Raw genomic sequence first — 18,222 nt, 5'->3', positions numbered from 1 at the left:
AACGATGATCAGGACGGGAGGTGCGTATGGCCGACGACCAGGGCTTCCGGCCCGACTGGGCAGGCAAGGACTTCTACGCCGAGCTCGGCGTGGCCAAGGACGCCTCCGCGGCGGAGATCAAGAAGGCCTACCGCAGGCTCGCGCGCGACAACCACCCCGACTCCAACCCCGGCGACACCGCCAAGCACGACCGCTTCAAGAAGGTCGCGGAGGCCTACGACGTCGTCGGTGACACCGACAAGCGCCCGAAGTACGACGAGATGCGCCGCCTGCAGGGCTCCGGCGCGTTCGGCGGCTTCGGCGGCACCCGCGGCGGTCAGCCCGGTGGCCAGGCCGGTGGCGTCAACGTCGAGGACCTGCTCCGCGACCGGATGGGCGGGGGCGGCTTCGGTGACATGTTCGGCGACCTGTTCGGTGGCGCGGGCGGCCCGCAGCGACGTCAGCAGGCGCCGCGGCCCCGCAAGGGCCCGGACGCCGAGACCACCGCGACCATCTCCTTCGTCGACTCGTTGGACGGCGTGACGATCTCGTTGCGCCTCGCCTCGGACGCCCCCTGCCCGAGCTGCTCGGGCACCGGCGGCAAGCCGGGCACGCGGCCCCACATCTGCTCCGAGTGCGAGGGCGCCGGCTACGTCGTCAGCACCTCCGGCGGCGCGTTCTCGATGAACGAGACCTGTCCCCGCTGCGCCGGGCGCCAGCTGATCTACGACGAGGCCTGCCCGACCTGCGCGGGCTCCGGTCGGGGCCGGTCGAACCGCACGATCCAGGCCCGCATCCCGGCCGGGGTCAAGGACGGCCAGCGGATCCGGCTCAAGGGCAAGGGCACGGCCGGCGAGAACGGCGGCCCCGCCGGCGACCTCTTCGTGACCGTCAAGGTCAGTCCGCACCGGCTCTTCGGCCGCGCCGGGGACAACCTGACCCTCGACGTGCCGGTCTCGTTCGACGAGGTCGCCCTGGGCGCCGAGATCAAGGTCCCGACCCTCGGCGGTGCCCCGGTCACGCTGCGGCTGCCGGCCGGCACGCCCAACGGGCGCACCTTCCGGGTACGCGGTCGCGGCGCCCCACGGGCCGACGGCTCGAAGGGCGACCTGCTCGCCACCGTGGAGGTCCAGGTGCCCGCCGTGCTCGACCCGGCCGCCCGCGAGGCGGTCGAGTCCTACCGCGACGCGGTGTCCGGCAAGCCGCTGCGCAGCCGGCTCTTCGAGGAGGCCGGGTGATGCCGCGCGAGCCGTTCGCGCCCCCGCCGCCGGACGCCGCGGTCTACGTGATCAGCGTGGCCGCCCAGCTGACCGGGCTCCACCCGCAGACCCTGCGCACCTACGAGCGCCTCGGCCTGGTCACCCCGGGCCGCACCGGCGGGGGCGGGCGCCGCTACTCCTCGCGCGACATCGAGCAGCTGCGCGAGATCGCCGAGCTCACCTCGTCCGGGATCGGGCTCGAGGGCGTCCGCCGGATCCTGGAGCTCGAGCGCGACAACGCCGTCCTGCGCCGGCAGGCCGCCGAGCTCGCTGCCGAGCTCGAGGCCACCCGCGCCGCGCTGCACCAGGCCTCGCAGGCCGGGCTCGGCCGCCCGCGCGTCGACGCACCGGGCCTGCCCAACAAGCTGCCGGTCCTGCGTCCGCGGGCCATGGACGCCTCGGTCGTGGTCTGGCGCCGCGGACGCTGACCGGCCGGTCCCCGTCCTCGGGCTCGTCCTCAGGCCCGTCCTCAGGCCCGTCCTCAGGCCCCGGTCAGCACCGGCAGCGTGACGGTGAAGACCGACCCCCGGTCGGCGCCGTTGCGGTGCTGCACGTCCCCGCCGTGCGCCAGGGCCAGGCGGCGCACCACGAAGAGCCCGAGCCCGGTGCCACGGGCCGAGGCGCCCGGGGCGCGGGAGAACTCGTCGAAGAGCTGGCCGCGGAAGGACTCCGGCACGCCGGTGCCCTGGTCCTCGACGGCCAGGTGCGCCCAGGGGCCCTGCTCGCCGACGGTGACCACGACCGGCGGTGCGCCGTACTTGCGGGCGTTGCCCACCAGGTTGGTCACCATCTGCTCCAGCCGGCCGGGGTCGGCCCGGACGCGCAGGGAGTCCGCCTCGCCCCCGTCGCGGGCCAGCACGTGCAGGGCCACGTCGGGGTGGGCGGCCAGGATCGTCTCGAGCGTCTCGACGAGGTCGAGCGGCTCCAGGCGTACGTCGAGCACCCCGCGGCGGGCCTGGGCGGCGGTCAGCAGGTCGGCGGTGAGGGAGTCCAGGCGCGCGGCCTGGCGCCCGACCGAGGCGACCATCGCGGCCCGACGGGCGGGCTCGAGCTCGTCCTCCCCCGGCGCGAGGACCTCGGCGATCCCGCCGAGGACCGTCACCGGCCCGCGCAGCTCGTGGGCGGTGGTGGTGATGGCCGAGCGCAGCCGGGACACCTCCTCGTCGGCGGGGTCCGGGCCTGCGTAGACGAGCAGCGAGGGACCTGAACGCGTGCTGCGCACCGCGAAGCGCGCACCGTCGTGCACGACCTGCACCCGCACCGACTCGTCGGGCACCTCCGACGGGTCGCGCCCGGAGACGGCGTCCCAGAGGTCGGGCAGCAGGTCGGCCAGCGAGGACAGCGGCCCGGCGGTGATCCCGAGCATCTGGGTGGCGGCGCCGTTCGCGAAGCGCACCGTCCCGTCGGCGTGGTCGGCCACCAGCATGGCCACCGGTGCCTGGTCGACGAGCAGGGCGGCCGGGTCCGCGGCGATCAGGTCGGCGGGGGTCGCTGCCTGCTCCTGCCGGGGCGGCGCCGCGGGCGCGTCGTCCTGGCCCAGCACGACGCCCCGGCGGGCCTCGCTCTCGGCGGCGATCCGGCGCAGCCGGTCGACGATGGCCGGCAGCCGGGTGCCCTTCTCGACGTAGCCGTCGGCGCCGGAGACCAGGGCCTGGTCGCGCATCGCGGTCGCCCCGAACCCGGACAGCACCACGATCGTCGCGGCCGGGCGCGACCGCCGCAGGTGCGGCAGCGCCTCAAGGCCGTCCATCACCGGCATCGCCAGGTCCAGCACCACCAGGTCGGGCTCGGTCTGCTGCGCCGCCTCGATGCCGGCGCGACCGTCACCGGCCTCGCCGACGACCTCGAAGTCGTCGGTCTCCTCCAGGGTCATCGCGAGCAGCTCGCGGAGGTCGGGGGTGTCGTCGACGAGCAGGGTGCGGCGCCGCCGGGGGCCGGGGTGGTGGTCGGTCATGCCCGTTCGTCCGTCCCGGGCGGCGGTGGCCCGGCCACGACCGCGGGCGTCGAGCGCAGCGGCGCCGGCACGCCCTGGCGACCGCCGCCGAGCAGGTCGGTGATGATCGTCCCGGCCGAGCCGATGGCGGCGTCCAGGGCGTCGAGGGCCTTGTCGCGGTCACCGCGCTCGAGCGACATCCGCGCCACCACGAGGCCCTGCAGGACGTTGTCGTTCAGGTCGAGCGCCTGCCGCTCGCGCAGCTCGAGGTCGGCGAAGAGGGCGGCGCCCTCGATCAGCGAGGAGTACGACCGGCGCAGCGACCAGTAGTAGATCGCCACCAGGGCGCCCACGAGGTCCCACGAGGCCAGCGGCCAGCTCCACGCGTCGCGCATGGCCTCGCCCTGGGGCGTCTCCGACCCGAACCACGGCAGCGCCAGGTAGACCGCCTGCGCGAGCCGGTGGACCGCGCAGGTCACGAAGATCGCCGCCGTGGCGGTGGCCAGGGCGTTGCTGCGCAGCTGCCCGGTGCGCTGCAGGGGACGCAGGATGGTCAGCGCGATCAGGACGTAGCTGAGGGCGATCACCAGGTTGGCGACCAGCCCGAGGGACCAGGGCACCTCGGGTCACCCGGTCACGGGCGCAGGGTGGAGAGGGAGCACGACCTCACAGTAGAGCGACGAACGGGCCGGTCGTCAGGGTCGTTGTGCCTCAGATCGGCCCGCCCCGCGGCGCCTCCGCCCACCCCCGCCCTCACCCCCCGGGGCCGGCGAGCCACTAGCCTGCCGGGACGGGTCCACGTCGTCGTGGGCCGTGGCCGGAGGGTATGGGGCTCGTGGACTGGCTGGGCGTGGACGGCGTGGTCGACGCCGTCGTCACGTGGTGGACCCACATCCACTGGGTGCACTTCCTGACCATCCCGCTGTTCACGGGCGTCGTCGGCTTCCTGATCAACTGGTCCGGGCTGTGGATGCTGTTCAGCCCGGTGCGCTTCCGCGGCGTGCGGATCCCCGGGATGCGGGAGCTGGCCTCGGTGCTGCCGCGCAAGATCCAGGAGATCCCCGGGGTCCTGCAGGGCGGTGTCGGCTGGCAGGGCATCATCCCCGCGCGCGCCGCCAAGATGGGCAGCATCGCGGTGGACAAGGCCATCGCGAAGCTCGGCACGCCCTCGGACTTCTACCAGCAGCTCGAGCCGGAGCGGATCGCCGAGCACATCGTCGCCAGCTTCCGCCCGGAGATCCCCGCCCTGGTCGACGAGGTGATGCGACGCGAGCACCCCCGGTTGTGGCGCGACCTGCCCGGGCCGGTGCGCGAGGCCGTCGTGGAGCGGGTGCAGAACCAGGTCCCGGCGGTGGTCACCCGGGTCACCGACGAGATCGGCGAGCACATCGACCAGCTGCTCGACCCGAAGATCATGGTGATCGACCACTTCCGCGAGAACCCCGCGCTCGTCGTGCGGATCTTCCGCGACTTCGGCCAGCGCGAGCTCGACCTGATGGTGCGCTTCGGCTTCGTCTTCGGCTTCCTGCTCGGCGTCCCGGTCGCCGTGGCCGACAGCATCGTGGGCCAGTGGTGGCTGCTGCCGATCCTCGGCGTGGTCGTCGGGTGGGTGACCAACGCGCTCGGGATGTGGCTGATCTTCGAGCCGCCCGAGCCGCGCCGCATCCTCGGGATCCGGGTGCACGGGCTCTTCCTGCGTCGTCAGGACCAGGCCGCGGAGGTGTACGCCCGGATCATCGCCGAGGACGTGATCACGCTGGAGCGGATCGGCGACTTCCTGCTCAACGGCCCCCGCGGCGACCGGACCCGGCAGATGCTGGCCACCGCGATGCGTCCGGCCATCGACCGCGCGGCCGGACCGGCCCGCGGCGCGGTCCGGGTGGCGATGGGCGCCGAGCGGTTCGACAGCATCCGCGACTCCGTGGCGCGCGAGGCCGTGGGTCGTACCCTGACGCCGTTCCGGGACCGGGCGTTCAACGCCCAGCAGGCCGAGCGGATCCAGGAGCTGGTGGCCCGGCGCACCAAGGAGCTGCCGCCGCGCGACTTCGTGGAGATGATGCGCTCGGCCATCCGCGAGGACGAGTGGATGCTCTACGCCCACGGCGCGATCATGGGTCTGGGGGGCGGGTTCCTGCACCTCGCCTTCTTCGGGGTGGGAGGCTAGGTCACCGTGAGCAGCCTGGTCCCCCGAGAGTCCCGTGAGCGGCTCGAGCGCGCCGCCGGATCGGTGCCCGGCCTGGCCCGCGTCGCCGCCTCCGCGGCCTGGCACACCACCGGTTGGGGCGTGCGTACGGGACTGCGCGGGACCCGCCGCGTCGCCCGTGCCGCCACGTCCGCCGACGAGGCCGCGGCGCTGATCGACGACGTCACCGAGACCGTCGGCGTGGTGGGCGACCTGGCCCGCAAGTTCTCCTCCGGCACCCCGGTCGGCCGGGCCCTGATCGAGGCCGGCACCTCCCTCGGCGGGCTCGCGGAGGTGAGCCGCGAGAACCGCGAGGTGCGCGAGCAGGCCGCCGGCGGCGAGCGGGAGTCGCACGACGTCCCGGGCTCGCACGGGGGCCACGGGGGCCACGGGGGTCACGGGGGCCACGGCTCGGTCGTGCGCGACGACCACCTCGAGAGCCAGACCCTGCGCGAGCTGGGCCAGGACCTGCTGCGCCGCTCCCGCGACGTGTGGGCCGACGACGAGGACCACCCGGCGTACTCCCGGATCCTCACCGAGCTGGCGCCCGACGAGGGCCGGATCCTGCTGCTGCTCCTGGAGGGCGGCCCGCAGCCGAGCGTCGACGTGCGCACGGGCGGCCCGGTCGGCATGGTCTCCTCGCAGCTGGTCGCCCCGGGCCTGACCATGATCGGCAGCCGCGCCGGCTGCCGGCACGGCGAGCAGGTGCCGTCCTACCTCAACAACCTGTTCCGCCTCGGGCTGGTGTGGTTCTCCCGGGAGGCGCTGCGCGACCCGCTGGAGTACCAGGTCGTCGAGGCGCAGCCCGACGTCCTCGCCGCGCTGCACTCCGTGCGGTTCGCCAAGGTCGTGCGGCGCAGCATCCACCTGACCCCGTTCGGGGAGGACTTCTGCCGGGCGTGCCTCGTGGTCGAGGAGGCGCGCGACGCCTCCTTCCCGCAGCACGCGACCCCGGACACCGGGGACCCGGGCGGCTCCTAGGTCGTCGGCCGGGTCGCGGCGGCCGGCAGGTGGAGGCTGAAGACGGCGCCGCCCTCGGGCCCGGTGCCGCAGGTGGCCTCGCCGCCCATCGCCAGCAGCAGCGTGCGCACGATGTAGAGCCCGAGACCGGTGCCGCCGGAGGCGCCCTCCTTGCCGCGGGTGAACTCGGTGAAGACCCGTTCGACGAGGTCGGCCCCCACCCCGGGACCGTGGTCGGCGACGTCGAGGACCACCCGGTCGGGGCGCGCCTCGTCGGGGCGGAGACGCACCCCGACCGGCTGCCGGCCGTGCAGGTGGGCGTTCGACAGCAGCGTCCGCAGGGCCTGCGCCAGGCGTACGGGGTCCGCCCGGACGGCCCGGTCGTCCTCGACCGTGACCGTGACCGCGCCCTCCGGCCCCGACGTGGTCACCGACAGGTCGTGCTCGGCGGCGACCCGTCGCGCCACCTCGGCGGCGTCGACGTCGGCGAGGTCCACGCGCAGCGCGCCGCGCTGGATCTGGGCGGCGGTGAGGAGGTCGGCGGTGATGCTGTCCAGGGCCCGGGTCTGGCGCAGGACGGCCGCGGCCCAGCGGTCGCGGTCCTCGGGCGTGGCGGGCCCGGTGGGCGTGCCGTCCTCGTCCAGGAGCGTCTCGGCGATGGCGCCGAGCACGGCGACCGGCCCGCGGACCTGCTGGGCGGCGGTGCCGATCGCGCGGCGCAGCACCCCGACGTCCTCGCGGGAGGAGTCCAGGTAGACCAGCACCGACCACCCCGTACGCCGGAGCGTGGCGCGGGCCCGGCCGCCCACCAGCTCCACGTCGAAGGACGCGTCGGCGTCGAGGCGGTGGTAGGAGACCATCGAGGCCAGCTCGGGAGCGGAGACCGCGAGCGGGCTGCCCGGCCGGGCGGAGCCGAGCAGGCGCTGGGCGACGGCATTGACGGTGAGGATCCGGAACAACGGCTCGTCGGCCAGCTCCAGGACACCGAACGGCGCCAGGGCCAGCGCCTCGTTGCTGCCGCCGGCGCGGTCGGCGGGGTCCGCGTCGGCGGTGGCCGGCTCGACGCGGTCGGAGTCGACGGCGGTGGCGTCCGGCACCACGGACAGGGCGCGTCCGCTGCGGCCCGCCGGGGCGGCGCAGACGGTGCGGACGTAGTCGAGGATCGAGGGGAGCGGGGCGCCCTTCTGGACGTAGCCGTCGGCGCCGACCGCGACGGCCCGCGCGGACATCTGCTGCGCGCCGAAGCCGGACAGCACGATGATCTTCGCGGTCGGGACGAGCCGGCGGATCGCGGGCAGCGCCTCGATCCCGTCCATCACCGGCATCGCCAGGTCGAGCAGGACCACGTCGGGGCGGTGCTCGCGCACGGTCTCGATCCCGGCCCGGCCGTCGCCGGCCTCGGCGACGATCTCGAAGCCGCCGCGGGTCAGCGCGAGCGACAGCAGCTGACGCAGGTCGTCCGTGTCGTCGATGACGACGACTCGCGGCGCGGGGACGACCGCGGAGGTGTTCACTTCATCGACTCCGATCACGGTGGACCCCCCAGACGATACGCAGGCGCGGCGCCGTGCGCGACGGAATCAGCCGACGACCTGTGGGGCGGCGGCGGCGACGGGAGGCGGCCGACGGCCGGAGGGGCTATGCTCTGACTGAACAAAGTTGAGTGAGGTCCACTCAGGTCTTCAGGAGGTCCACCATGGCGCAGTTCGGTGCGGAGAAGTTCACCACCCGCAGCAGGGAGGCCGTCGAGGCCGCCCAGCTGGCCTCGACCACGGCCGGCAACAGCACCACCGACCCCGTCCACCTGCTCGTGGCGCTGCTGCGGCCCGACGACGGCACCGCCCGGACGCTGGTCGGCCGCGCCGGCGCCGACCCGGTCGCGCTGCTGGCGGCCGCCGAGCGGGCCGCCGCGGCCCTGCCCCGCGCCTCCGGCTCGACGGTCCAGCAGCCGGGCGCCTCCGCCGCGCTGACCCGCGTGCTCGCCGGTGCGCTCGACCTGGCCTCCTCGCTCAAGGACGACTACGTCGCCACCGAGCACCTGCTGATCGCGCTGGCCGGCACCGAGTCCGGTGCCCAGCGGCTGCTGACCGAGGCCGGGCTGTCCGAGCAGGGGCTGCGCGAGGGCCTCACCGCCGTCCGCGGGAACCGCCGGGTGACCAGCCAGGACGCCGAGTCGACCTACGAGGCGCTGGAGAAGTACAGCGTCGACCTCACCGCGCTGGCCGAGTCCGGCGACCTCGACCCGGTGATCGGCCGCGACGCCGAGATCCGCCGCGTCATCCAGGTGCTGTCCCGGCGTACCAAGAACAACCCGGTCCTGATCGGCGAGCCCGGCGTCGGCAAGACCGCCGTCGTCGAGGGCCTCGCCCAGCGGGTCGTGGCCGGCGACGTGCCCGACTCCCTCAAGGGCCGCCGCGTGCTCTCGCTCGACCTGGCCGCGATGGTGGCCGGCGCGAAGTACCGCGGCGAGTTCGAGGAGCGCCTCAAGGCGGTGCTCGAGGAGATCAAGGACGCCGGCGGCCAGGTGATCACCTTCATCGACGAGCTGCACACCGTCGTCGGCGCGGGCGCCGGCGGCGACTCGGCGATGGACGCCGGCAACATGCTCAAGCCGATGCTGGCCCGCGGCGAGCTGCACATGATCGGCGCGACCACGCTGGACGAGTACCGCGAGCGGATCGAGAAGGACCCCGCCCTGGAGCGCCGGTTCCAGCAGGTGCTGGTCGGCGAGCCGAGCGTCGAGGACACCATCCAGATCCTGCGCGGGATCCAGGAGAAGTACGAGGCGCACCACGGGGTGCGGATCACCGACGCCGCCCTGGTCGCCGCGGCGACGCTGTCCGACCGCTACATCACCGGCCGCCAGCTGCCCGACAAGGCGATCGACCTGATCGACGAGTCCGCCTCCCGGCTGCGGATGGAGATCGAGTCCTCCCCGGAGGAGATCGACGAGCTGCGCCGCCGGGTCGACCGGATGAAGATGGAGGAGTTCGCGCTGGCCAAGGAGTCCGACGACGCCTCCGTCGACCGGCTGGCGACCCTGCGCGGCGAGCTCGCCGACGCCGAGGAGGAGCTGCGCGCGCTCGAGGCGCGCTGGGAGCAGGAGAAGAGCTCGTTGGAGGGCGAGGGCGAGCTGCGCCGCCAGCTCGACCAGCTGCGCGGCGAGGCCGACCGGCTGCTCCGCGACGGCGACCTGGCCGCGGCCAGCGAGATCAACTACGCCCGGATCCCCGACCTGGAGCGGCAGATAGAGACGGCCGCCGCCGCGGAGAAGAACGTCGTCGAGCCGCTGGTCGGCGAGGAGGTCGGGCCCGAGCAGATCGCCGACGTCGTCGAGGCCTGGACCGGCATCCCCACCGGTCGGCTGCTGGAGGGCGAGACCTCGAAGCTGCTGCAGATGGAGGAGGTGCTGGGGCGCCGGCTGGTCGGCCAGCGCGAGGCCGTGGCCGCGGTCAGCGACGCCGTGCGTCGCTCGCGCGCCGGCATCGCCGACCCCGACCGCCCCACCGGGTCGTTCCTGTTCCTCGGCCCCACCGGCACCGGCAAGACCGAGCTGGCCAAGTCGCTGGCCGACTTCCTCTTCGACGACGAGCGCGCGATCGTGCGCATCGACATGAGCGAGTACGGCGAGAAGCACTCCGTCTCACGGCTGGTCGGGGCGCCCCCGGGCTACGTCGGCTACGACGAGGGTGGGCAGCTGACCGAGGCGGTGCGGCGCCGGCCGTACTCCGTGGTCCTGCTCGACGAGGTCGAGAAGGCGCACCCGGAGGTCTTCGACGTGCTGCTGCAGGTGCTCGACGACGGCCGGCTCACCGACGGCCAGGGCCGCACCGTCGACTTCCGCAACACGCTGCTGGTGCTGACCTCCAACCTCGGCTCCTCCTACCTGGTCGACCCGACCCTGGACCCCGAGAAGAAGCGCGACGCGGTGATGGCGACCGTGCGCGCCTCGTTCAAGCCCGAGTTCCTGAACCGGCTCGACGAGGTGGTGCTCTTCGAGGCGCTGGGTCGCGACGAGCTGACCCACATCGTCGACCTGCAGCTGGCGCTGCTGGAGAAGCGGCTGGCGGTGCGCCGGATCACCGTCGAGGTCAGCGCCGCGGCGCGGGCGTGGCTGGCCGACACCGGCTACGACCCGGCGTACGGCGCGCGCCCGCTGCGTCGACTCATCCAGACCACCATCGGCGACCCGCTCGCCCGGCTGCTGATCGGTGGCCAGGTCGCCGACGGGTCGACCGTGCGGGTCGACCTCGCCGAGGACGGGGCCGGGCTGGTCGTCGGGTGACCGGGTCCGGCCGACCGCGTCAGGGGTGGACGCGGTCCCGCTGGTCGGGCACCACGCTGCCGTCCGGGCGGCGCACCGGACCGAACGACCCGTCGCTGCGCTCCGCGCCCTCGGTGGAGCAGGGGTAGCGGCCGGGCATCCGCGGCAGCGGCTCGATGAACATCGGCGTGACCAGCCAGCGGCCGTCGGCGTCGTCGTAGGCGCGGCACATCACCTCGTCGCTGTTGCGGTTCAGCACGACGTGGGCCAGCGTCGCGTCGGACACCATGGAGACGTCGGTGGAGGCGTCGCCGACGGCGATCACCGGGCGTACGGCGGCCGGAGCGACGTCCAGCGCCGCGGGGCCCTCGATCCCGAGGACCTCCTGGTTGACCCAGCACCGCTTGCCCTCGACGTAGGTCATGATCCGGTCGCTGCCGTCGGCGTAGCCGCCGCAGCCCTGGAGCCCGGTGGTGACCCGGCCGTCCTCGACCACGGAGCGGATGCCGATGGTGCGCGAGCGGGGGACGCCGATGCCGGGCGCCCACACGTCGGCCCACAGCTGCGGCGAGGCGCTGACCACCCACGGCGTGATCCCCGCGGCCTCGAGCGTCGCGACCAGGTCGCGCTGCTCGGCGTAGTAGCGGACCCAGCGGATCTGCCGGCTGCTGCCGACCCGCCAGGTGTCGCCGCGGTCGGCGCGCAGGGCGGCGTCCCGGGCGTCGGCGGCCAGCGCCCGGACCCGGCGCGGGGTGCGCCCGGCCATCAGCTGGGCCATCCACGCGTACCCGGCGTTCATCTGGCGGTGGTCGTAACCGCCGGCGAACCCCGGCCTGCCGCCGGTGGTGGTCTGCTCGAGACGCATCGAGAGGATCTCGTCGGCGCAGGCGACCGCCTGCGGGCGACGCTCGCCGGTCGGCAGGGCCCGGCCCGGGCGGGCCAGCGAGCCGCACGCGTCGCGCAGCGCCCGGACGGCGGCCGGGGTGATCCAACGGCTGGTGGTCGACCAGTCGCGGCGCGGGGGCTGGCGCAGCAGCGACTCCCGGAGCACCCAGAACGTGGTCTGGTCGCTGATGTCGTTCTTGATCATCGTGTTGTCCCAGTCGAAGACCGCGACGGGGGCGTCGCTGCCGGAGCCCTCGCAGGACCCGGCCTGGTCGATCGCCTCCTGCAGCCGCTCGCCGACGTCGCCGTACCAGCGGTCGGCCAGACGGAGCTGGGGGCACGGCCCGGCAGCGGACGGTGGGGCGGCCGGTGGCGCGGCGCTCGCGGGCGACGCGGGGGCCAGGCCCAGCGCGAGGGCGAGGCCGGCGAGGCCGGCGGTCACGGTGCGGACGGGTCCAGGCAGGTGCACGGTGCCTCCACGGTGAGGCGGTCCCACCCCGAGTGGGCGCGGCCGTCCGGGCAACGTACGCCCGTGCGTGGGTCCTGACCAGGCTTCGGCGGGGTGTGCGGCTGCTAGCCGGGCTCGGTGATCACCGAGCGGCCCTCGGGGTCGACCCGGTCCAGCACCTTGAGCAGCGCGTGGCGCAGCTGGACGAGCTCGCGGGGCCGCATCGCGTCGATCACGAGGTGGCGGACGTGCTCGACATGACCGGGGGCGGCGGCGACCAGCGCCTGCCAGCCGGCCTCCTCGAGGTGGGCGACCTTGACCCGGCGGTCCTCGGGGTGGCCGTCGCGGCGGACGTACCCGCGGGCCTCGAGCCGCTTGACGACGTTGGACAGCCGCGACAGCGACCCGGCGACGACCGAGGACAGCTGCGACATCGGCAGGGCGTGGTCGGGCTGCTCGGAGAGCATCGCCATCACCACGTACTCGAAGTGGTTGAGGCCGGCGTCGCGCTGCAGCTGGGCGTCGAGCGCGGCCGGGAGCGTGATCAGGGCGCGGGAGAGCGCCAGCCAGCTCTGCCGCTCCTCGAGGGACAGCCACCGGGGCTCCGGGGCGCCGTCCGCGCCCACCGTGTCGTCGCTCACGCGTCGATCCTAGGGCATTAGTTGCACCTTGAAGTTTCAACTGCTAGCGTTACATCAACGTTGAACCAATCCACGACACCTAGGAGCTCCTGATGGGCATCTTCAACCGCTCGAAGTCCGACACCGACACCACCGCCTCGAACCCGGCCCAGGCCGCCGGCGTCGCGACCGCCGTCGCCGACGCGCCGGTCTCCGTCGACCTGACCGGCGACTACACGATCGACCCGAGCCACTCGCGCCTCGGCTTCTCGGCCCGCCACGCGATGGTGACCACCGTCCGCGGCGCCTTCGGCGAGTTCACCGGCACCGCGCACATCGACTCGGCGAACCCCGGCGCCTCGACCGTCGCGCTGAGCATCCCGGTCTCGTCCGTCAGCACCGGCTCGACGGACCGCGACGGCCACCTGGTCTCCGCCGACTTCTTCGACGTCGAGAACCACCCCTCGATCACCTTCACCTCGACCAAGGTCGAGCGCTCGGGCGACGACTGGGCGATCACCGGCGACCTCGTCATCAAGGGCGCCTCGAAGTCGGTCACCATCGACTTCGAGTCCACCGGCACCGCCACCGACCCGTTCGGCAACCAGCGAGCCGGCTTCGAGGGCAGCACCACCATCAACCGCAAGGACTGGGGCCTGACCTGGAACGCCGCGCTCGAGACCGGCGGCGTCCTCGTCTCCGAGAAGATCAAGCTCGAGTTCGACGTCTCCGCGATCAAGAACGTCTGACCGATGGCTGAGGCCCTGCTCTCGACGACGGCCCGGGCCGACGCACGGATCGACCCCGGTCATCCGTTCGCCGCGCACCTGCGACAGGCCGACGCGCTCCGCGCCGCCCGTCCGCACCGGGCCTGGACCCCGGACGACGGACCGCTGCCCGCGCTCTACCTGAGCCACGGCGCGCCGATGCTGTTCGAGATGCCGGGCTGGATGGACGAGCTCCACGCGTGGGCGCAGCGGCTGCCGCGCCCACGCGGGATCATCGTCGTCTCCGCGCACTGGGAGCGGGCGCCGACCTCGCTGTCGACGCCGACCCCGAGCGACCTGGTCTACGACTTCGGTGGCTTCGCGCCGATGTACTTCCAGATGCGGTACGACACCCCCGACGCCACCGTGCTGAGCCGCCAGGTGGCCGGGATGGTGCCGGCGGGCGAGGAGCTGCACCAGCACCGCTCCCGCGGCCTCGACCACGGCGCGTGGGTGCCGCTGAAGATCATGTACCCCGAGGCCGACGTGCCCGTGGTCCAGATGAGCATGCCCACGCACGACCCCGGCCGGCTGATGCAGCTCGGCCGCCGGCTCCGCGACCTGCGCGCGCAGGGGGTCCTGGTCGTCGGGTCGGGCTACATGACCCACGGCCTGCCCTACCTCGACTGGTCGCGCCCCGACCAGGTGCCCGGCTGGTCCTCCGACTTCGACCTCTGGGCCGCCGACGCGCTGCGCACCGGCGACGTCGACGAGCTGGCGTCCTTCCGCGACAAGGCGCCGGGCATGCCCTACGCCCACCCGACCGTCGAGCACTTCACACCGCTCTTCGTGACCCTCGGCGCGGCCGACGACCCCACCGCCCCGCCGACCACGGCGATCGACGGGTTCGGGATCGGGTTGTCGAAGCGGTCCTTCCAGGTCGCCTGACCCCTGCCCCGGGGGGTCAGCCCGGGTCCAGCGCCCGTAGGAGCGCTGCGACCCGCCGCGCCCGCGTCGCGGCCTGCGCCGCCTCCTCGACCGGCTGCAGCAGTCGTCGGCGCGCGGGCGGCGACCTCCCCTCGAACGCCTCGAGCCGGCCGGCCGTCTCGAGCGCGGCCCGCACGTCGTCGGGCAGCGGGACGTGGGCGGGGTCGGCCGGCCGCAGCCGGCACCGGACGACGTCGCCGGGGGTCACGCCGAGGCGTCGCTGCAGCGCCCTGCCGGCGTACATGAACGCGTCCGGCAGGACGTCGGCGCGGTTCACGCCGACGTTGACGGCCACACCCTCGATGTCGCCCTCGACCCGGCGGGTCCCCGCTGCCGCAGCAGCGTCGACGAGCGTCTCGTCGAGGCGCAGGATCGTGTAGGTGTTCCGGCCCCAGGGCAGGGGCTCGACGAGGGTGTCGAACTCGACCCACGTGCCGTCCGGCGCCATGCCGCCCATCCTCGCTCAGGTGCTGGTGCCGGTGAGATCCCTTGACAGCCCCCAGGCCCCCGAGGATTCTCGCTCGCAGGGCTGAACGCTCGTCCAGGTGCGCCGGTCCACCCAGCCGAGGGAGGGCCGATGCCCCCGAGACGTCGTCAGTGCGCCGCCATGCAGGAGTACGAGCGGCTGCTCGAGGAGCAGCCGTCGTTCCGCCGCAACCAGCAGCGCGCGGAGCAGTTCACCGCCCGCGCGGTCATGTCCGGGCAGGCCGAGCGGGTCGCGCGCCGGCTGGTGACGATCCCGGTCGTCTTCCACGTCGTGCACCGCACCGGGCCGGAGGACGTCAGCGCGGAGCAGCTCCGCAGCCAGCTCGACGTCCTCAACCGCGACTTCCGCGCCACCAACCCGGACATCGCCCAGGTGCCCGCCCCGTGGCAGGGGCTGGTCGCCGACGCCAAGATCGAGTTCCGGCTGGCGAGGCGCGACCCGGCGGGGAAGAAGACCGACGGCGTCGTGCGCGTGCAGACCGAGCGCCGCTCGTTCGGGCCCGGCGACGACGTCAAGCGGGCGAGCAGGGGCGGGTCGGCGGCCTGGCCGGCCGACGCCTACCTCAACATCTGGGTCTGCACCCTCGGCAACGGCCTGCTCGGGTACGCCCAGTTCCCCGGCGGCCCGAAGGCGACCGACGGTGTCGTCGTGCTGAACACCGCGGTCGGGACCGAGGGCACCGCGGCGGCGCCGTTCGACGGCGGCCGGACGCTCACCCACGAGATCGGGCACTGGCTCAACCTGCGCCACATCTGGGGCGACACCCTCGACTGCAGCGGCGGCGACCGGGTCCCGGACACCCCGAACTGCGAGGGCCCGAACACCGGAAAGCCGACCTTCCCGGTGATCACCTGCAGCAACGGCCCGCACGGCGGCATGTTCATGAACTACATGGACTACGTCGACGACGCCGCGATGTTCATGTTCACGGCCGGCCAGGTCACCCGGATGAACGCGTGCCTGGCCGGGCCGCGCGCGTCCTTCGCGCCGGCATGAGGAGCGACGACGTCACCGGCCGCTGGGTGCACGTGCACGAGGAGGATTCCGCGGACGAGATGGTGTTCCGCCCGGTCGGCACCCCGCTGCCGCCGGCGCGGGGCCGGATGGCGTTCGACCTGCGGGCCGACGGCACCTTCGCCGAGAGCGGCCTCGGCGCGAACGACGCCCCCGAGGAGGCCAGCGGCAGCTGGGACCTGACCGACGACACCCTCACGCTGAGCGAGGGGGCGACCCAGGGCGTACCCCGGCGGATGGCGGTCGTGGCCGCGGACGCCGAGCGCCTGGTCGTCCGCAAGCGGTAGCCGACCGGACCCGACCCGTCCTGCCCGCCCCGCCCGGACATGACAGCAGCGGATCACTGCCACCAGGTGGCAGTGATCCGCTGCTCTCCGTGGGTGGGTCAGCGTCGCTTGCGCGGGACGCAGGCCCGTCCGACGCGCACCTTCTCGCCCCGGTCGACCACGACCGTACGGCTGGCGTGGACCTCGCCGCGTCGGTCGGTGCAGGTGAGCTGCCAGGCCTCCTCGATGCCGCTGGTCTGCGGCGGCTCGGGGCCGGAGAAGGAGACCTCGCCCGACCACTCGCCGACGGCGCCCTCGTAGTTCTCGGCCGTCAGGGTGTACGTCCCGGCGACCGGGTCCGGGATCGTGATGACCTCGGGGTTGTCGAGCGTCGCGCCGGAGCCGACCGTCTCGCCGTCGGGGCCGGTGACGTAGAAGTCCCAGTCGGCGTCGTCGGGCCACTCGATGCTCACCGTGGCGAAGCCGTTGTCGGCCTCGGGCAGGCCCTGCACGTCGAAGGTGGTCTCCTCCGACCCGCCCTCCGCGGGCACGCCCGCGGGGTTGGTCAGGGTGATCGTGTCCTGGGGCGGTGCCTCGGGCAGGCGGCCGTACCGACCGGCGACCAGCGGCCGGGTCGAGGGGTTCACGTGCATCCGGAACCTCCCGCCGTCCGAGCGGTAGCGGGTCGTCAGGTGGTCCTCGAAGTAGATCTGGCTGCGGGTCGTGCCGTCGGCCTGCAGGACCGGCGAGGTGGGCGAGACGTGGGTCTTGCTCACCGTGACCGTGCGTCGTGCGGGCGCGCGTCCGATGACCTGGGAGTGGTACTTCGGCGCCATCGCCGCCTCCATCGCCTGGAGGTACGCCTCCCGGTTGCCCCCGCCGCCGCCGGCCGCCTCGGTCGTGCCGGTGTACTCACCGACCACCGCGTCCTCGTAGGCCGGGTGGAAGCCGTCCGGGCCGATCTCGAAGGTGTAGCCGAAGCCGCCGGTGACCCAGTAGCTCCAGTCCTCGGTCGAGCCGGAGGTGTCGTAGAGCTGGTACGAGGCCTGGCTGACGTAGCCGTTCTCCTCGGCCCACGAGTCGCCGAGCTCCTTGAGCGCGAGCTCGTCGGGGGACTTGCCGGTCGAGGCGATGGCCGGCGGTCGCAGGATCAGGTTCGAGTACGTGTGGTTGCTGATCATCATCGTGACCGCGCGCTCGGAGATCAGGCTGCGCACGGCGTCGCTCTCGGGCTCGCTGCCGGGGCCGTCGCCGCGGTAGGTGTCGCCCGACCAGCTGGTGCTCGCGCCCCCGCCGCCCCAGAAGCCGGGGTAGTTGCGGTTGAGGTCGGTGCCGCGCAGGCGCCCGGCCGGGTTCTCCTCGCAGGTGCCGCCGAGGTACTGCTCCGGGGTGTCCTCGGAGATCGAGCAGTTCTTGCGCTTCATCTCGTAGTCGAAGGTCGAGAAGTCGCCCAGCGGCTCGGCGCCGCGGGAGACCTTGAACCCGTCGACGTTGACGACGGGCACGATGATCAGCCGGGAGCCGCCGAGCAGCGTCCGGGCGCGGGCGTCGCCGTCGGCGTACGACTGGAGCATGTCGAAGCCGAACTCGAGGGTGTTCTCCGAGCTCGGCCACTCCCGCGCGTGGTGGGCGCCGAGCAGCAGGAAGGTCGGCTTGCCGTCGGCGACGGTGTCGGCGCCGGTGGTGATCTCCAGGCCCCGGATCGGCTCGCCGAGGACCGTGCGCCGCTCCAGGGTCAGCGGCCTGGTCAGCCTGGGGTAGCGCTCGGCGAGCATCCGCATGTCGGAGAGGTACTCGTCGTAGGTGCGGTAGGCGGTGCGACCGCTGGGCAGCGGCGACTCGTCGACGCGGGCGGCGTACGCCGCGTCGGCCTTGCGCTGGCGCTCGGCCTGCGCCTCGAGGTCCCGCACCTCGACGCTCCACGTGAATCCGGCCTCGCGCAGCAGCTCGCGGTCGGCCTCGTTGTAGAGCACGACCTCGATGCCGGACTTGTCGGCGTGCTCGGTCGGGTCGAGCCCGAGCGCGAGCACCTCGTTGCGCTGGGCGACGGTGGGGGCGTCGACCTTGACGACCTGCACGCGGTCGTCCGCGCCGTTGCCGGGCTCACCGCTGGCCGGTCCCGTGACCGCGGCCGAGGCGAGCGTGAGAGCGAGGGCGCCGGACAGTCCGGCGCCGAGCGCCGTCAGCCTTCGACGGCGCGATTGGAGTCGTGGACGCATGTTCTTCCTCCC

The 18,222-nt window shown here is 73.9% G+C and carries 16 protein-coding genes; 9 read left to right on the top strand and 7 right to left on the bottom strand.

Annotation, left to right across the window (positions count from 1 at the left end; all coding sequences use genetic code 11):
- Positions 1-26: 26 nt before the first annotated feature.
- Together ENKNEFLB_RS20985 and ENKNEFLB_RS20980 are read left to right on the top strand one after the other, a co-directional pair.
- On the top strand, positions 27-1,217 hold the full coding sequence (locus ENKNEFLB_RS20985) for a DnaJ C-terminal domain-containing protein (protein WP_214057124.1): 1,191 nt from the start codon (positions 27-29) through the stop codon (positions 1,215-1,217).
- Positions 1,217-1,666: a heat shock protein transcriptional repressor HspR gene (locus ENKNEFLB_RS20980; RefSeq protein WP_214057123.1), complete on the top strand. Its 450-nt coding sequence runs from the start codon at positions 1,217-1,219 to the stop codon at positions 1,664-1,666. The genes ENKNEFLB_RS20985 and ENKNEFLB_RS20980 overlap by 1 nt, the downstream gene beginning before the upstream one ends.
- A gap of 53 nt (positions 1,667-1,719) precedes the next feature.
- On the opposite strand, the gene ENKNEFLB_RS20975 is transcribed toward ENKNEFLB_RS20980, so the two are convergent.
- Positions 1,720-3,192: a response regulator gene (locus ENKNEFLB_RS20975; RefSeq protein ID WP_214057122.1), complete on the bottom strand. Its 1,473-nt coding sequence runs from the start codon at positions 3,190-3,192 to the stop codon at positions 1,720-1,722.
- Positions 3,189-3,791: a hypothetical protein gene (locus ENKNEFLB_RS20970; RefSeq protein ID WP_214057121.1), complete on the bottom strand. Its 603-nt coding sequence runs from the start codon at positions 3,789-3,791 to the stop codon at positions 3,189-3,191. The genes ENKNEFLB_RS20975 and ENKNEFLB_RS20970 overlap by 4 nt, the downstream gene beginning before the upstream one ends.
- Before the next feature lie 206 nt (positions 3,792-3,997).
- Between ENKNEFLB_RS20970 and ENKNEFLB_RS20965 the strand changes: the two genes are divergently transcribed.
- A complete protein-coding gene (locus tag ENKNEFLB_RS20965; RefSeq protein WP_420830516.1) occupies positions 3,998-5,335 on the top strand; it encodes a DUF445 domain-containing protein in 1,338 nt (445 codons plus the stop codon).
- Positions 5,336-5,341: 6 nt separating this feature from the next.
- Positions 5,342-6,334 (top strand): Abi-alpha family protein, encoded by a 993-nt coding sequence (locus ENKNEFLB_RS20960; protein ID WP_214057119.1) that lies wholly within the window; start codon positions 5,342-5,344, stop codon positions 6,332-6,334.
- Here the strand turns inward: ENKNEFLB_RS20960 and ENKNEFLB_RS20955 are convergent.
- Positions 6,331-7,827 (bottom strand): hybrid sensor histidine kinase/response regulator, encoded by a 1,497-nt coding sequence (locus ENKNEFLB_RS20955; RefSeq protein WP_214057118.1) that lies wholly within the window; start codon positions 7,825-7,827, stop codon positions 6,331-6,333. The two genes, ENKNEFLB_RS20960 and ENKNEFLB_RS20955, sit on opposite strands and share 4 nt — an antisense overlap.
- A gap of 182 nt (positions 7,828-8,009) precedes the next feature.
- Here ENKNEFLB_RS20955 and clpB point away from each other — a divergent pair, with 182 nt between their 5' ends.
- The gene (gene clpB, locus ENKNEFLB_RS20950) at positions 8,010-10,598 is read left to right on the top strand and encodes an ATP-dependent chaperone ClpB (RefSeq protein ID WP_214057117.1); all 2,589 of its coding nucleotides are present in this window, start codon (positions 8,010-8,012) and stop codon (positions 10,596-10,598) included.
- 19 nt (positions 10,599-10,617) lie between these two features.
- Here clpB and ENKNEFLB_RS20945 read toward each other — a convergent pair whose 3' ends face one another.
- Together ENKNEFLB_RS20945 and ENKNEFLB_RS20940 are read right to left on the bottom strand one after the other, a co-directional pair.
- Positions 10,618-11,931 carry an HAD family hydrolase gene (locus ENKNEFLB_RS20945; protein ID WP_214057116.1) on the bottom strand — a complete coding sequence of 438 codons (1,314 nt, stop codon included), beginning with the start codon at positions 11,929-11,931 and terminating at the stop codon, positions 10,618-10,620.
- A gap of 104 nt (positions 11,932-12,035) precedes the next feature.
- Complete coding sequence (locus ENKNEFLB_RS20940; protein WP_246535711.1) at positions 12,036-12,551, bottom strand: MarR family winged helix-turn-helix transcriptional regulator; 516 nt, start codon at positions 12,549-12,551, stop codon at positions 12,036-12,038.
- Positions 12,552-12,643: 92 nt separating this feature from the next.
- Here ENKNEFLB_RS20940 and ENKNEFLB_RS20935 point away from each other — a divergent pair, with 92 nt between their 5' ends.
- Together ENKNEFLB_RS20935 and ENKNEFLB_RS20930 are read left to right on the top strand one after the other, a co-directional pair.
- Positions 12,644-13,279, top strand: a complete 636-nt coding sequence (locus ENKNEFLB_RS20935; protein WP_214057115.1) for a YceI family protein — start codon at positions 12,644-12,646, stop codon at positions 13,277-13,279.
- 3 nt (positions 13,280-13,282) lie between these two features.
- A complete protein-coding gene (locus tag ENKNEFLB_RS20930; RefSeq protein WP_214057114.1) occupies positions 13,283-14,185 on the top strand; it encodes a dioxygenase family protein in 903 nt (300 codons plus the stop codon).
- 16 nt (positions 14,186-14,201) lie between these two features.
- Here the strand turns inward: ENKNEFLB_RS20930 and ENKNEFLB_RS20925 are convergent, their stop codons facing one another.
- Positions 14,202-14,672 carry a YdeI/OmpD-associated family protein gene (locus ENKNEFLB_RS20925; protein ID WP_214057113.1) on the bottom strand — a complete coding sequence of 157 codons (471 nt, stop codon included), beginning with the start codon at positions 14,670-14,672 and terminating at the stop codon, positions 14,202-14,204.
- Between the two features lie 129 nt (positions 14,673-14,801).
- Here ENKNEFLB_RS20925 and ENKNEFLB_RS20920 point away from each other — a divergent pair, with 129 nt between their 5' ends.
- Both ENKNEFLB_RS20920 and ENKNEFLB_RS20915 read left to right on the top strand, forming a co-directional pair.
- Positions 14,802-15,707, top strand: a complete 906-nt coding sequence (locus ENKNEFLB_RS20920; protein WP_246535710.1) for a zinc metalloprotease — start codon at positions 14,802-14,804, stop codon at positions 15,705-15,707.
- Entirely contained in the window at positions 15,704-16,012 is a 309-nt protein-coding gene (locus ENKNEFLB_RS20915; RefSeq protein ID WP_214057112.1) for a hypothetical protein, read from the top strand. The genes ENKNEFLB_RS20920 and ENKNEFLB_RS20915 overlap by 4 nt, the downstream gene beginning before the upstream one ends.
- A 98-nt stretch (positions 16,013-16,110) precedes the next feature.
- On the opposite strand, the gene ENKNEFLB_RS20910 is transcribed toward ENKNEFLB_RS20915, so the two are convergent.
- Positions 16,111-18,210, bottom strand: a complete 2,100-nt coding sequence (locus ENKNEFLB_RS20910) for a M14 family zinc carboxypeptidase (RefSeq protein ID WP_214057111.1) — start codon at positions 18,208-18,210, stop codon at positions 16,111-16,113.
- Positions 18,211-18,222: the final 12 nt, after the last annotated feature.

This window comes from Nocardioides aquaticus, assembly GCF_018459925.1.
GTDB lineage: Bacteria > Actinomycetota > Actinomycetes > Propionibacteriales > Nocardioidaceae > Nocardioides > Nocardioides aquaticus.
Note: the sequence above shows the minus strand (reverse complement) of the source record. Positions and strands in the feature narration are given on the sequence as shown.